The sequence below is a fragment of the Marinomonas sp. 63XJN7_9_ISO-PGPR-S23-217 genome (assembly GCF_056173515.1).
Genome location: NZ_CM149678.1, coordinates 5411730 through 5425741, shown reverse-complemented (window position 1 = coordinate 5425741; position 14012 = coordinate 5411730). Strand labels below are relative to the sequence as shown.

Annotated in this window: 14 protein-coding genes; 9 read left to right on the top strand and 5 right to left on the bottom strand. The window is 42.2% G+C overall.

The window, feature by feature from the left end:
- Window positions 1–68 precede the first annotated feature (68 nt).
- Both AC0VYI_RS25230 and AC0VYI_RS25225 read right to left on the bottom strand, forming a co-directional pair.
- Window positions 69–470, bottom strand: coding sequence for a hypothetical protein (locus AC0VYI_RS25230; RefSeq protein ID WP_475446366.1), 402 nt, complete (start codon window positions 468–470; stop codon window positions 69–71).
- Window positions 449–1816, bottom strand: coding sequence for an MFS transporter (locus AC0VYI_RS25225; RefSeq protein WP_475446364.1), 1368 nt, complete (start codon window positions 1814–1816; stop codon window positions 449–451). Before AC0VYI_RS25225 ends, AC0VYI_RS25230 begins: the two co-directional genes overlap by 22 nt.
- Window positions 1817–1920: 104 nt before the next feature.
- On the opposite strand from AC0VYI_RS25225, the gene AC0VYI_RS25220 reads away from it, so the two are divergent.
- Window positions 1921–2811: a LysR family transcriptional regulator gene (locus tag AC0VYI_RS25220; RefSeq protein WP_199476555.1), complete on the top strand. Its 891-nt coding sequence runs from the start codon at window positions 1921–1923 to the stop codon at window positions 2809–2811.
- 307 nt (window positions 2812–3118) lie between these two features.
- On the opposite strand, the gene acuI is transcribed toward AC0VYI_RS25220, so the two are convergent.
- The 3 genes from acuI to AC0VYI_RS25205 form a co-directional block, all read right to left on the bottom strand.
- On the bottom strand, window positions 3119–4102 hold the full coding sequence (gene acuI, locus AC0VYI_RS25215) for an acrylyl-CoA reductase (NADPH) (protein WP_475446362.1): 984 nt from the start codon (window positions 4100–4102) through the stop codon (window positions 3119–3121).
- A gap of 73 nt (window positions 4103–4175) precedes the next feature.
- Entirely contained in the window at window positions 4176–4847 is a 672-nt protein-coding gene (gene acuR / locus AC0VYI_RS25210) for an acrylate utilization transcriptional regulator AcuR (RefSeq protein WP_475446360.1), read from the bottom strand.
- A 109-nt stretch (window positions 4848–4956) separates the two neighbouring features.
- Window positions 4957–5850: an AraC family transcriptional regulator gene (locus AC0VYI_RS25205; RefSeq protein ID WP_475446358.1), complete on the bottom strand. Its 894-nt coding sequence runs from the start codon at window positions 5848–5850 to the stop codon at window positions 4957–4959.
- 170 nt (window positions 5851–6020) lie between these two features.
- On the opposite strand from AC0VYI_RS25205, the gene AC0VYI_RS25200 reads away from it, so the two are divergent.
- From AC0VYI_RS25200 to atpE, 8 genes are all read left to right on the top strand, one after another.
- A complete protein-coding gene (locus tag AC0VYI_RS25200) occupies window positions 6021–7076 on the top strand; it encodes an NAD(P)-dependent alcohol dehydrogenase (protein ID WP_475446357.1) in 1056 nt (351 codons plus the stop codon).
- A gap of 776 nt (window positions 7077–7852) precedes the next feature.
- Window positions 7853–9742: a tRNA uridine-5-carboxymethylaminomethyl(34) synthesis enzyme MnmG gene (gene mnmG, locus AC0VYI_RS25195; RefSeq protein WP_475446355.1), complete on the top strand. Its 1890-nt coding sequence runs from the start codon at window positions 7853–7855 to the stop codon at window positions 9740–9742.
- Window positions 9743–9780: 38 nt separating this feature from the next.
- Window positions 9781–10407, top strand: a complete 627-nt coding sequence (gene rsmG / locus AC0VYI_RS25190; RefSeq protein ID WP_475446353.1) for a 16S rRNA (guanine(527)-N(7))-methyltransferase RsmG — start codon at window positions 9781–9783, stop codon at window positions 10405–10407.
- A gap of 4 nt (window positions 10408–10411) precedes the next feature.
- Window positions 10412–11194 (top strand): ParA family protein, encoded by a 783-nt coding sequence (locus AC0VYI_RS25185; RefSeq protein WP_199476549.1) that lies wholly within the window; start codon window positions 10412–10414, stop codon window positions 11192–11194.
- Between the two features lie 46 nt (window positions 11195–11240).
- Window positions 11241–12125 carry a ParB/RepB/Spo0J family partition protein gene (locus tag AC0VYI_RS25180; protein ID WP_199476548.1) on the top strand — a complete coding sequence of 295 codons (885 nt, stop codon included), beginning with the start codon at window positions 11241–11243 and terminating at the stop codon, window positions 12123–12125.
- Between the two features lie 301 nt (window positions 12126–12426).
- Entirely contained in the window at window positions 12427–12795 is a 369-nt protein-coding gene (locus tag AC0VYI_RS25175) for an ATP synthase subunit I (protein WP_199476547.1), read from the top strand.
- Between the two features lie 32 nt (window positions 12796–12827).
- Window positions 12828–13697 carry a F0F1 ATP synthase subunit A gene (atpB, locus tag AC0VYI_RS25170; RefSeq protein ID WP_199476546.1) on the top strand — a complete coding sequence of 290 codons (870 nt, stop codon included), beginning with the start codon at window positions 12828–12830 and terminating at the stop codon, window positions 13695–13697.
- Window positions 13698–13743: 46 nt separating this feature from the next.
- Entirely contained in the window at window positions 13744–13977 is a 234-nt protein-coding gene (gene atpE / locus AC0VYI_RS25165) for a F0F1 ATP synthase subunit C (RefSeq protein WP_067011741.1), read from the top strand.
- Window positions 13978–14012: the final 35 nt, after the last annotated feature.

Below are 14012 nucleotides of genomic sequence, written 5' to 3'. Positions count from 1 at the left end.
GACTGTCAAAACGACTGTTTTAGACGTGCGGCATACCTCCATTTTTGCATCTGGTATAGACTCAATCTTTACAACGCCTCAGCCGTTTCTTGTAGATATCGCCATAGCGGATTACCGCTATGCATATCAATAATCACTACGGACCAGCGAGAAGAACCTTTATCTTCTTCCTGATGTATTTCACGATAGCGTATAACAATGCTGTCTTGTGTTTCTAATAGCGTTTCACATTGCTCAATTGTAATGGACAAGGATGGGCGACTTCCTATGTTCTGCCGAAATAGCGCTTCAACCTGTTGTAGACCGACAAGATTCCCAGAAACTGGGACCATGGAAAAAGTCGGGCTGAAGCTATTCAGTAGTTTCTCTAGAGACATAGAGTGCTTTGAATCACCAGTAAATACATCTTGAATCCATTGATGAAGCTCGATAACGCTGTGATGCGCGACTAACTCTCTTTCGGATAACATAACGAGTCCTTTTTCTGGGTGAGTTTTTTAATCAGTAGCAAGGGGCTAAGCCCAACAACTGAGGCTATTAAAAATGTCAGTTGGTAGGCTGACATATCCGTGGTGTACTGTTGCAACAAGTTAAAAACTAATGTGAAAAAAGCAGCACCGATACTGAAGGACATCTGACGATTCAGATTCCAGATAGTACTGGCTCGAGTAAGTTGCTCTTCGTCAAAATCCATCATCGCCGTTGTCTGGGCTGTATTGGCACTTATTCCTCCTCCCATGCCCATCAATAGGTAGGCGATAATCAATAATGGCAGTGTGAGATTATTTCCCGCTAAAGAGAGAACCGCGATCCCAGAGGAGTGTAATAATAAACCAGATAGAAATAATGGCTGTGCACCAATACGATTATAGAGTCGGCCACCCATTACCATGGCAAAAAATGACCCTGTCGCATAAAGTATCATCAATGATCCAGTTTGCTCCGCCGACCAACCCAGCTCATCTTGAAGAAAAAATATACTCAATAGGTTCACTCCTGTGAAGACACCAGGAACCGCATGGTAAATCAGCACAGAAAATCGCATATGAATATTATGCAGCATTTTGAGATCAAGAATGGGGTCAGACTTATCCTGATAGTACTTCAAGTAAGCCATAGCAAAAACAAAGCCGATGATAAGAAACAATAATGACTTCAGTTTTGAACCAGCATCGGCGTAAAGAGAAAGCCCTATGAGTATTGTGGCCAATGAAATACTAACCAACATTAGCCCCTTTAGGTCAGGGCGTTTTACCATCGTTTCCTCAGAGCGAATCCATAGTAGGGCTAATAAAGCCGTTAATAAACTAAAGGGAATATTGCATAAAAATACCCAACGCCAAGAAGCATTGTCAACAATGATACCACCAATAGTCGGTGAGATAGCGGGAGCAATCAAAGCGACCGCCATAACAAGTGTTGATATTTTTGCTCGTTCTTTATTTTTAAATAAATTAAAGGTGAGAGCTTGACCAACGGGAATAAGCAGGCCACCACCCACGCCTTGAATAAAACGAAAAGTGACTAAAGAATAAAACTCATTTGTTGTACCAGCTAATAATGCACCCAATGAAAATATAAGCATGGATGCTACAATGGTTAATCGAGTGCCAAATTGACTGGCCAACCAATTACTAATAGGAATAATCAGTGTCAGGCCAAGAATATAACTATTTGCAACCCAAACAATACTAGACGCTGATACAGATAATTCTCTGGCAATATCAGGAAGAGAAATTGCTGACATAAATATATTTATACAGTCAATAAAAAAACCGATCAAAAAAATGAGAGCAATTCGGTAGCGATAAACCATGAGCAACCTCTGACAAAAATTTTATGGCCGGAATACTATAGAGTTTGACGGAGGGTGACGAGCTGTTTAGACTAAACACTAAGTTTAATGAGATTTAACAATGTATGTTTAACAATCTAAAACGTATCCATATTTTCATCACTGTCGTTGAAAGTGGCTCATTCTCCAAAGCGGCGGATCGACTATTCATCAGCAAAGCGATGGTCAGCATCCATATCAAATCCTTAGAAGACTCTCTGAAAGTTCCACTATTAATCAGAAACTCCAGAGGCTTTGTGATGACTGAAGCGGGTGAATTACTCTATAACGATTTTAAAGAGACATTTTCAAATATTCAGACATCATTAGAAAATGTTGTTGAGAAGCATCATTCTCTCACTGGAAATTTAAGAATTTCTTCCACTGTCGAATTTGGAGAGGTGTTCTTAATACCTATTATTGCTGATTTCTGTCAATCTCACCCAGATATTACAATTAGTTTTCATGCAGATTCTTCATTAAATAAATTAGTCAATGAGCAGATTGATTTAGCGGTTAGGTTGGGTACATTGCATGATTCGTCTTTAAAAAGTCGAAAGATCGCCCATTATAATATTATTATGGTGGCTTCTTCACAGTGGCTACTAAAAAACCCTCTTACTTCATTAGAGGATGTTAACTCAGCCCACTGGATTGCTAACAGTAATCTAAAAAATCCGACACAATGGACTTTTCATAATAAAGATAATCATGAGTTCAAAGTGAATGCTACCGCAAAATTTAGTACTAACTCATCAATATCTATAAAATCTATGGTGAAATCCAACCTGGGTATCGCCATATTACCCGAATGGATAATCAAAAAAGAATTAACAGACGGGGATTTTGTTCATTTATTTCCAGACTGGAGTCTTCCTAAACAGGATATCAGTGTTGTTTTTACAGGAGACCACCGTGTTCGTCTTAAATGCAGATCATTTATCGATCATCTAGTACAACATATAAATGATTTATAATAAATAAAAGCCATCTTCTAAATGAACCTAAAAATAGTGTGATACTCCCTATCCCACGGTCATTTTTGCTTTCGGGTAGGCCAAAAAGTCGGCTAATGTAAACGACCAATAAATATTAAAAAGAGGTAAAAGCACTAGCGAACTCTGGATAAGCAAAAACCACTCGTAAAAAAGCATTGGCTTGCGTCAGCTACCATACCTTGTGCGAGTTGTCCAAAACGGGAACAATGGGAACAATGGGAAGTATCCTACTATAAACCGCTCCAACTGGAACAATTTATAGTAGGGCAGGTAACAGCCATTAAATCTAGGGTTTCATATTCACAACAATACGGCCACGAACCTTGCCATTCATTAGAGCATGGGCCGTTTCAACCACCTCATCGAGGGTAATCTCATGGCTAATCGTCGCGAAGTCTTCCGATTTTAATAGTTCACCTAAACGTTCCCATGCCTCGATGCGGTCTTCAAGTGGACGCATGACACTATCAATACCAATTAATTTAATGCCGCGTAAAATAAACGGGGCAACCGAAGCCGGAAAATCCATACCTTGGGCAAGGCCACAGGCGGTTACCACACCACCATATTGGGTACTGGCACACACGTTTGCTAGCGTATGACTGCCAACACAATCGATAGCACCAGCCCAACGTTCTTTTTGCAGCGGCTTTCCTAGTTCAGACAGATAATCCCGATCAATGATTTCATTCGCACCTAAGCTTCTTAGATAATCACTTTCTGCCATTCGACCTGTGGAGGCTACCACGCGATACCCCAAACGACTTAATAGACGAATCGCAAAGCTGCCAACCCCGCCATTTGCACCAGTGACTAAAACTTCTCCAGACTCCGGCGTTACTCCCTGTTTTTCCAACGCGAGTACAGACAGCATGGCAGTGTAACCGGCCGTACCAATGGCCATAGCGTGTTTGGCTTCGATTGTTTTAGGAAGTGGGATTAGCCAATCACTTTTTAAACGGGCTTTTTCTGATAGACCTCCCCAGTGTTTTTCACCAACACCAAAACCATTGAGAATGACCAAATCCCCTTTGGAAAAGCGCGGAGAATCACTTTTCATGACTTGTCCAACCAGATCAATCCCCGGCACCATTGGAAAGGAACGGATAATGGGACCCTTTCCAGTGATCGCCATACCGTCTTTATAATTTATCGTACTGTAGTGAACATCGACTAGAACATCACCCTCGGGTAACTGATCTTCATTTAGCTCAACGATGGATGCCAAGTTTTTCTTGTCTTCTTGCGTGATCAATAAGCCTTTAAACATAAACCCTCCAAATTTAGACTGATCGTCTAATTAAATAACAAAAAAACCAAGTATTGATACTTGGTTGGTATTTTTAATACGTTTTAGATTGAATTGCTTTGATAAAAAATGCCATAAACAGGCTCAAGGGTTGAATGCTTTTTATCAACCTAGCCCGATGAACCGCACCTTCCCAACCAATCCAAAATGCTTGAGACGTCTGTTCAATACTGACTTGTAAATCCATTTCACCTTGCTTTTGACTTTCTAATAAACACTCTGCTACCCGCGCCTGCCAGCTTTGATAGGTCGCTTGCAATTGTTCTCGAAAAAATTCAGACAATAGGCTAGATTCTTGTTCTAAATTCCCCACTAAACAGCCACGCTTAAACTCATGACGGACAATGCCATCCTGAGCGTCCTTAGCGAAACGTTGTAATCGTTCCAGCGGAGAGAATGCCTCATCTAGTAAAAAGCCATCTAGTTTCGCTTCAAAATAGCGTCGGTAACGCTCTAAAACGGCCAATCCAAAGGCCTCTTTACTAGAGAAGTAGTGGTAAAAAGATCCCTTGGGTACGCCAATCGATTTTAGAATTGGCTCAATACCACTGCGGGTAAAACCAGATTCCGTCAATATCAACATACCAGCCCGTAACAAGGCTTCCCGAGTATCCTGAGAATCTGATGATGACTTTTTAGGCCTCCCGCGACGAGGCTTATTTACTAAGTCAGTACTGGATTTAGATTCATCTAGAGTGTGGAGCACATTCTTATTCCTAGTAATTGAGTGTCATAGGTATTAATTTAGACCACTCGTCTATTAAATTCAAGAAAGTTAATTCAACCATTAAGAATCCGATTGACCCATATCGCTTTTATAACACTGCATTTTCTCTTAATTTATCTTTGGTAGGAGACGCTCCAAAGTAGCGTTTATAGTCGCGACTAAATTGATGAACACTCTTATAGCCCACCTCGAAAGACACCTGTCCAACCCCCAATATCCCCTGATTTAGCAACATTTGCGCCTTGAGAAGGCGTAAACGTTTTAAATATTGCAAAGGGGAAGAACCCGTTATACTTTTAAAATGGTGGTGAAAGCTCGACGCACTCATATTGGCATTTTCTGCCAATTGCTCAACCCGTATTTCCTGATCCAGCTCGGTATGCATTTGCTTGAGCGCCAACACAATACGAGAGAACAATCCTTGATTGGCCACCAGCGCCCGAATGGCATCTCCTTGAGAGCTTTGTAATGCTTCAAAAATCACTTCTCGCACTCGGCTAGTCCCCATAATTTTTGCCGTGGTTTCATCATGTAGCGCACGTACAAGCCGTATAACGGCTTCTTGCATTCCACTACTCATGGCCACAGACGCCATAGGCGAACAAGAAGCATTTTTGTGAGGGTCGATTTCCACAGGATCCACTACCAGCTCTGCTAACATAGCAGGATCAATATGGATGGATAAGCCTAATAGGGGTTCATCTTCGGTAGCAAAGGTTTCGCATTCAAAAGGCAAAGGCAGGGTCTGTACCAAGTAGTGTCCCGAATTGTAATGAATCTCTCGCTCTCCTATATATCCTATTTTTTTTCCTTGCGCGATGATGGTCAAACTCGGTTGATACATCAGGGGGCTACGAGGAATCGTTCTAGAGCATTTTATCAAACGCACCTGATCAATAAGGCTGCTTCTAACGCCTTCCAAAGAGGCAATAGGTCGCAGTAAATCCACTAAACTGCTCTGTTTTTCTGGAGTTATCATCATTTCGGGTCACTTATATAAGATATCGGGCAAACATTGTGTAGGAAATAAAGAGTTCGGCCTTTTTGTAGGAATAGGCAAAATACTACCAGAATTGCATAACAATAATCTCCTCTATTTACCCTACACTGAGAGCACATTAAGACATTCACTAACAGATTAGGAGTTAAGTAATGAGTCAAGCAAAAGCTTATGCTGCGACATCCGCAACGACACCTTTAGCACCTTTTACTTTTGAACGACGCGCATTACGTGAAGATGATGTGAATATTGATATTCTTTACTGCGGTGTTTGTCACTCAGATATCCATACCGTTGAAAGTGATTGGGGACCAAGTGAATACCCTGTCGTACCAGGTCATGAAATCATCGGCAAAGTCACGGCAGTCGGCAATAAAGTGAGCCAATATAAAATAGGCGACATTGTCGGAGTAGGCTGTATGGTCGATTCTTGTCAGCATTGTGCCCATTGTGCCGCAGACCTGGAACAATATTGTGATAATGGCGCTGTGGGCACCTACGGTGGCCATGATTTAATTGATGGCACACTCACTTATGGCGGTTATTCTGACCACATTGTAGTACGAGAAAAGTTCGTTTTGTCCATTCCAGAAACCTTAGAGCTAAGTAAAGCAGCCCCTTTATTATGCGCAGGCATCACCACTTATTCACCACTTCGTCATAATGGCATCAAAGCAGGGGATAAAGTAGGGGTCTTGGGCATGGGTGGCTTGGGTCACATGGGGGTGAAATTTGCCAAAGCCTTCGGTGCTGAAGTCACCATTTTTACTCGCTCCGAAAGCAAAATCGCCGAAGCAAAAAAACAAGGTGCCGATCACGTCATTGTGTCAACCGATGAAGAACAAATGAAAGCCGCTGCGCTGACGTTTGACTATTTGTTGGATACCATCCCAGTACAGCACGATCTCAACCCTTATCTTAGTGTCTTAAAAGTCGACGGCACACACATTCTTGTCGGTCTTATTGAACCTGTTGAACCACCGGTTCACGCCGGAAACTTGGTCATGAAGCGCCGAATACTTACGGGGTCGTTAATCGGTGGTATCGCTGAAACACAAGAAATGTTGAATTTCTGTGCGGAACACCAGATTGAGTGTGATGCGGAGATGATCAACATCCAAGATATCAATGAAGCTTATCAACGTATGAAAAAAGGCGATGTGAAATATCGCTTTATCATTGATATGCAAAGCCTGAAAAGCGCTTAACATCTAGCTTTATAACGTCTTATAGTCAAAAAGCGCCTAGTTGGCGCTTTTTTTTGGCCTTGTTTCTTATTAATTGATGCTTCTCCTGCTTACCCTACCAGACAAGTCATTAACAGGCGCCTGCGAAAATGACGAAGTTACCCACAATTTCAATATTTTGGTCCGTGAAAAACTTTATACACAGCTCAAACTTATCCCATGTCAACCTGTTGACAGCAAAATTATTCACATTATTTTTTTGAGCAAATGTGAAAGTTAAAATTTTTTTCTTTTTTTCGCTTGTGGACTATTTTTTACTAACAGGCCAAAAACCCCCTGTGCACTACTATAAAAAAACCTTTAAAAACAAATAAAAACAAATAAAAAATACATTTTTTCCAACTGTTGATAACTATGGTGATAGATAAATAAGAAGTTTTGCACAGTTTTTAACAACTCAGAAAGAAAAAGACACTAGTGTATAAGTACTCAAGTTATTCACAAGTTCAGTCTGTTCATATCACAGGTAAGTAGACCATACATCAACAAGATGTGAATTCTATAACTAAATGAAATATAAGGATTTTTATTGGTTGTTAACAAAAATAGAGGTTCTACATAAACATAACTAACATAAAAACCCTATATACATAATGATTTTATTAATATTGATGACCGGGGAATAGTCGTTTATCTCTCTTTCTTTTTCAAAATTAGCCGATATACTAGGCCACCTTATCGAATCTGTTCGTTTTTTATTCATTAGTCATTTATTTATTAGCAATACCGAGGTTCCCGTGGATTTCCCAAGTCGCTTTGATGTGATTGTGGTTGGTGGTGGTCATGCCGGCACAGAAGCCGCTTTAGCAGCAGCTCGTATGGGTGTGAAAACACTTTTATTGTCACACAACATTGAAACATTAGGACAAATGTCCTGTAACCCAGCCATTGGTGGTATTGGGAAGTCGCACCTAGTAAAAGAAATTGATGCTTTGGATGGCGCGATGGCACTTGCTACTGATAAAGCGGGTATTCAGTTTCGTACATTGAACTCTCGCAAGGGGCCTGCTGTTCGAGCCACGCGTGCTCAAGCTGACCGTATTCTTTATAAAGCAGCCATTCGTTATCAATTGGAAAACCAAGAAAATCTTTGGTTATTCCAACAATCAGCCGAAGATCTGATTGTTGAAAATGGTGCGGCTCGGGGTGTCATTACGCAAACGGGCATTCGTTTTAATAGTAAAACCGTTGTGTTGACAGCGGGCACTTTTTTAGGTGGCGTGATTCATGTTGGTTTACAAAACCATTCTGGTGGTCGTGCTGGTGATCCTCCATCCATTGGCTTAGCAGAAAAATTGCGTGCTTTGCCATTTCGAGTAGACCGTCTTAAAACGGGGACACCCCCACGAATAGATGCGCGCTCGGTCGACTTTAACCAAATGCAAGAACAACCTGGTGATGATATAACGCCTGTGATGTCTTATATGGGCGATCGCTCAATGCATCCACGTCAAATCAATTGCTTTATTACCCATACCAATGAACGCACCCACGATATCATTCGTGCAGGTATGGATCGTTCGCCTATGTATACCGGAGTGATTGAAGGGGTTGGGCCACGTTACTGTCCCTCTATTGAAGATAAAATTGTGCGCTTTGCGGATAAAAACTCCCATCAGATTTTCATTGAACCGGAAGGCTTAACGACCCACGAACTGTATCCGAATGGCATTTCTACTTCTTTGCCATTTGACGTACAAATCGAATTGGTGCGTTCCATGAAAGGTATGGAGAATGCGCATATCATTCGCCCAGGTTATGCGATTGAATACGATTACTTCAATCCACAAGACTTGAAATATTCCTTAGAAACCAAGCACATGCCTGGTTTGTTCTTTGCTGGGCAGATTAATGGCACAACGGGTTACGAGGAAGCGGGCGCTCAAGGTTTATTGGCGGGCTTAAACGCTGCTTTATTAGCACAAGACAAAGAAGCTTGGACACCTCGTCGTGACGAAGCTTATTTAGGCGTGCTTGTTGATGATCTGATTTCAATGGGAACAAAAGAACCCTATCGTATGTTTACCAGCCGTGCGGAGTATCGTTTGATTCTTCGTGAAGACAACGCGGATATGCGTTTAACTGAAAAAGGTCGTGAACTTGGTTTGGTATCGGATGAGCGTTGGGCGGCTTTTTGTAAAAAACGTGAAGCCATCGAATTGGAAACTCAGCGTCTTAAATCCAACTGGATTGTACCCAATTCTCCTGAGGCTGAAGTTATTAATCCAAAATTGGAAACGCCAATTTCTCATGAGTACAGTTTGTTGGATTTATTGAAGCGTCCAGGGGTGGTGTATGCCGACATTGCTCATCTGAAAAATGCACCTGCCGATGCGGTTGATGAACAAGTGTCCGAACAAGTTCAGATTGCTGTGAAATACGCAGGTTATATTTCCCGTCAAGCGGAAGATATTGAACGTTTGCGTCGTCAAGAGAACACGCCGTTACCGGAAGATTTGGATTATTCTAGGATGGAAGGTCTGTCCAATGAAATTAAGCAAAAGCTGACTCAGGCACGACCTGCCACGCTTGCTGCGGCGTCACGCATCCAAGGTGTGACCCCCGCTGCGGTGTCCTTACTATTAATTCACTTGAAAAAACGTGCGATTACACGCAAAAGTGCCTAGAATCTACAGCCGATAACGCCGATTAATTGGATTCGACTGTGACACATTTTGCTGCCATTCAAAAAGGCGCCCAACAAATGGGCGCCCATTTATCTGATAAGACCATTCAGACTCTAGTAGACTACCTTGCCATGTTGCAAAAATGGAATAAGGCATACAACCTCACGGCAATCCGTGATGTTGATCAAATGATCTCATTGCATTTATTAGACAGTCTGGCCACACTGCCTTTTATTAAAGGTGAACGTATTATTGATGTGGGGACAGGACCAGGGTTACCTGGTATGGTGCTTGCTATTTGTTACCCTGAAAAACACTTTACTTTGCTAGATAGTAATGGCAAAAAAACCCGTTTTTTAACCCAGGTAAAAATGGAGCTAGGCATTAATAATGTTACGGTTGCAAATGAGCGGGTTGAAAAACATGCTCATCAAGGTGAGTACGATCATGTAATTTCACGGGCCTTTGCCTCATTGCAAGACATGATAAACTGGACCTTGCCACTACCAAAGGACACAGGTAATTTTTTAGCAATGAAAGGGGTACACCCAGAGAAAGAGCTTGCCGCTTTGCCTTCTGAAGTGGAAGTTGTTGATATTAAATCGCTGAATGTACCGAATATACAGGCTGAACGTCATATGGTCATTATGGTGCGTAAAGGATAATAGCATGGCGAGAATAATCGCAGTCACGAATCAAAAAGGGGGAGTGGGTAAAACCACGACCTGTGTAAACCTCGCCGCCTCATTGGCCGCGATGAAGCGACGTGTGCTTTTAATCGACCTTGATCCCCAGGGGAACGCCACGACAGGCAGCGGTCTCATTAAAGAAGAGCTTGATACGAGTGTCTTTGATGTTTTAGTGGGAACCCATGGCGTTAAAGAAGTGATGAAGCCCGTCATGGAAGAGACGGCTAATCCTGGTAAATATTGGGTGTTGCCCGCCAATGGGGATTTAACCGGGGCAGAAGTGGCTTTGTTGGACTTGCCCAGTAAGGAAACTCGTTTAAGAGCGGGGTTGTATGAAGTAGATAATGACTTTGATTTTATCCTGCTTGATTGCCCACCGGCGCTGAACATGTTAACCGTCAATGCGTTGGCCGCTTCCCAAGGGGTGTTAATTCCGGTTCAATGTGAATATTATGCCCTAGAAGGGTTGACGGCGTTATTGCAAACCATTGACCGTATTACCCATGCCTTAAATCCGTCACTAGAAATTGAGGGGATTCTGCGAACCATGTATGATCCTCGCCCTAGTTTGACCCATGATGTATCGGGTCAATTACAAAAACATTTCGGTTCTAAGGTGTATGATACGGTGATACCTCGTAATATACGCCTTGCTGAAGCGCCAAGTTATGGACTGCCTGTTTTACATTATGAAAAAGAGTCCCGTGGTGCCATTGCTTACCTTGCCTTAGCAGGTGAATTTATCCGTAAACGCTCTGCGTGATAATGCGCAAAGACAAGTAAGATCTGATTTCAATTAGGGTTAAAACATGACGATGAAAAAAAGAGGCTTAGGTCGTGGTCTGGACGCTTTACTGGCACCACAAAAAGCGCCGACCGATAGTGTTGAGTTATCTGAGCACAGCGAAGCCATCAAAGGCCTGACTTATTTACCGGTTGAGTGGCTTTCTAAGGGCAAATTCCAACCTCGTCGTGATATGAACCCTGCACACTTGGATGAATTGGCAATATCAATTCGTAACCAAGGCATTATGCAGCCTATTGTGGTACGCCCCAACGGTACTAACCAGTATGAAATTATCGCTGGTGAACGTCGCTGGCGTGCTGCCAAATTAGCTGAGTTAACTCAAGTCCCGGTCATTATTCGTCATGTAGAAGATTCCGATGCCGTGGTGCTTGCCCTCATTGAGAACATCCAACGTGAAGACCTCAACCCTGTTGAAGAAGCGTTAGCGTTGCAACGTTTGATTGAAGACTTTCATCTGACTCAGCAAGAAGTAGCTGATACAGTGGGCAAATCTCGCTCTACGGTCGCCAATTTACTCCGCTTACTTGGTTTGTCGCCAGAAGTTCGTCGCTTATTAGAGCATGGCGATATTGAAATGGGGCACGCTAGAGCGTTATTGCCTCTAGAGCAAGACAAACAAATTCAAGCCGCTTCACAAGTTGTTACAAAGTCCTTATCAGTGCGTGAAACCGAACGCTTAGTCAAAAATTATCAATCGCCTATTAAAGAAGATAACGCCGCTCCTGAGCTTCCTGACTTGAGTGCTGAAGCAGAAAGAATTAGCCAAAAAATCAATGCTTCCGTCAAAATTCAGCCTTCAGCAAAAGGAAAAGGTAAGGTGGTGATCGAATATCGTAACCCTGAACACCTTGAGTTATTGATAAGTGAACTGTTCTCGAAAAAATAAATTGGCCCGATTATCGTCCGCAAGATTGCCAGAACTTCTTAATCAGTGAGTGTTTTTTGACAGCGGTTTAAGTTGATCATCGTTTGTATTACCCATATAATGCGTCGGATTTTAATTGTGCATTTACTTATCCTTAATGTTTGTGACATGAATTCATATGTCTTAACGCTTTGGTACAAATGTAAGGTTAGTGTAAGCAATAATTAAAGATTGACCCTATTGGTTATCGAACTATAATGGCGCATGTTTGTCTCATCATGGTGCAATTGCAACGACTCACTGCGAATGGTGCTAAAGCCTGATGGATAGAAGATTAAATACGACGCTTATCAATAAGCTACTGGTTACTCAGGTATTAGTCTTAGCCGTATTGGCCGCATTGTTTTATGGGGTGCAAGGGACAGAAAACGCGCTGGCGGCGATTTTTGGCGGCTCAATTGCCATAGGAAATGCGCTGTTGCAGAAATGGCATCTTATTCGCGCTGCAAAAGCAGACAAATCGGATCCAAGAAAAGATTTAAATAAAGTATACCGCTGCATGATTGAGAGGTGGTGTTGGACCCTCGCCATGTTTGCATTAGGATTCGGGCTGTTGAAACTAACAGCCTTTACTTTATTGGCGAGCTTTGTAATAACACAAGCTGTGTTATTTTTTTTACATAAAAATTGAACAATTGCTTAGAAGAATTTGAGGTTTAGTAAATGGCGAGTGAAACAATTAGTTCTTCAGGTTACATCAAACATCACTTACAGAACCTGACTTTTGGGCAGCATGCTGATGGCTCTTGGGGCTTTGCTCACACTGCTCAGGAAGCTGCCAATATGGGATTTTGGGCAATCAATGTTGATACCATTGGGATGTCTGTTCTTCTTGGCGTATTGATGATGTGGTTTTTCCGTCGTGCTGCGAAGAAAGCAACATCTGGCGTGCCTTCTGGCTTAGTCAATTTTGCTGAATGGATTGTCGAATTTGTCGATGAGAACGTTCGTAGCTCCTTTACTGGCCGTAACCCTCTTGTTGCTCCTCTTGCATTGACCATTTTTGTCTGGGTTTTTCTGATGAACCTTGTAGACGATGTGATGGTTGATTTAATACCTCAAATTGCGGTGTTCGTTGGTGAACACGTATTTGGTGCGGATCCTCACCATGTTTTCTTTAAAGCGGTTCCGACAACGGATCCCAATGCGACGTCTGCTATGGCACTGGTTGTATTTGCTTTAATGGTCTTTTACGGCATCAAAGTAAAAGGATTGGGCGGGTTCTTAGGTGAGTTAGCGTTCCAGCCGTTCCCTAAATGGTTATTCCCAATTAACTTGGTATTGGAATTGGTATCCCTGATCTCCAAACCTGTTTCATTGTCATTACGTCTATTTGGTAACATCTATGCTGGCGAAATGATCTTTATCTTGCTTGCAATCATGTTCGGTGCTGGATGGATCCTTGGTCCTCTTAGCGGCCTGTTACAGATTGGCTGGGCTATTTTCCACATTTTAATTATTGCATTGCAAGCTTATGTCTTCATGATGTTGACCATTGTTTACTTGGATATGGCTCATCAGAAACATCACTAATTTAGGTTTTTATTTGTACTTTACGTTGAGTTTATAGGAGAGAAAAATGGAACAATCGTTGTTGTTTATTGCTGGTGCTCTAATGTTAGGCCTAGGTGCTCTAGGTGCGGCAATTGGTATCGGTATTCTAGGTGGTAAATATTTGGAAGGGGCTGCTCGTCAGCCAGAATTAATTCCTTTATTGCGTACACAGTTCTTCATCGTAATGAGTTTGGTTGACGCGGTTCCTATGATCGCAGTCGGCTTGGCTATGTACGTTCTGTTCGCCGTGGCTGGTTAAGATTTTAATCCCCCATTAGCGGACAAACATACGAG

Excerpts from the sequence above, each read along its gene's own strand:
- AC0VYI_RS25180 (WP_199476548.1), top strand. The coding sequence starts at position 11,241 with ATGACGATGAAAAAAAGAGGCTTAGGTCGTGGTCTGGACGCTTTACTG.
- AC0VYI_RS25185 (WP_199476549.1), top strand. The coding sequence starts at position 10,412 with ATGGCGAGAATAATCGCAGTCACGAATCAAAAAGGGGGAGTGGGTAAA.
- AC0VYI_RS25200 (WP_475446357.1), top strand. The coding sequence starts at position 6,021 with ATGAGTCAAGCAAAAGCTTATGCTGCGACATCCGCAACGACACCTTTA.
- AC0VYI_RS25205 (WP_475446358.1), bottom strand. The coding sequence starts at position 5,850 with ATGATGATAACTCCAGAAAAACAGAGCAGTTTAGTGGATTTACTGCGA.
- atpB (WP_199476546.1), top strand. The coding sequence starts at position 12,828 with ATGGCGAGTGAAACAATTAGTTCTTCAGGTTACATCAAACATCACTTA.
- AC0VYI_RS25225 (WP_475446364.1), bottom strand. The coding sequence starts at position 1,816 with ATGGTTTATCGCTACCGAATTGCTCTCATTTTTTTGATCGGTTTTTTT.
- atpE (WP_067011741.1), top strand. The coding sequence starts at position 13,744 with ATGGAACAATCGTTGTTGTTTATTGCTGGTGCTCTAATGTTAGGCCTA.
- AC0VYI_RS25220 (WP_199476555.1), top strand. The coding sequence starts at position 1,921 with ATGTTTAACAATCTAAAACGTATCCATATTTTCATCACTGTCGTTGAA.
- AC0VYI_RS25230 (WP_475446366.1), bottom strand. The coding sequence starts at position 470 with ATGTTATCCGAAAGAGAGTTAGTCGCGCATCACAGCGTTATCGAGCTT.
- acuI (WP_475446362.1), bottom strand. The coding sequence starts at position 4,102 with ATGTTTAAAGGCTTATTGATCACGCAAGAAGACAAGAAAAACTTGGCA.
- AC0VYI_RS25175 (WP_199476547.1), top strand. The coding sequence starts at position 12,427 with ATGGATAGAAGATTAAATACGACGCTTATCAATAAGCTACTGGTTACT.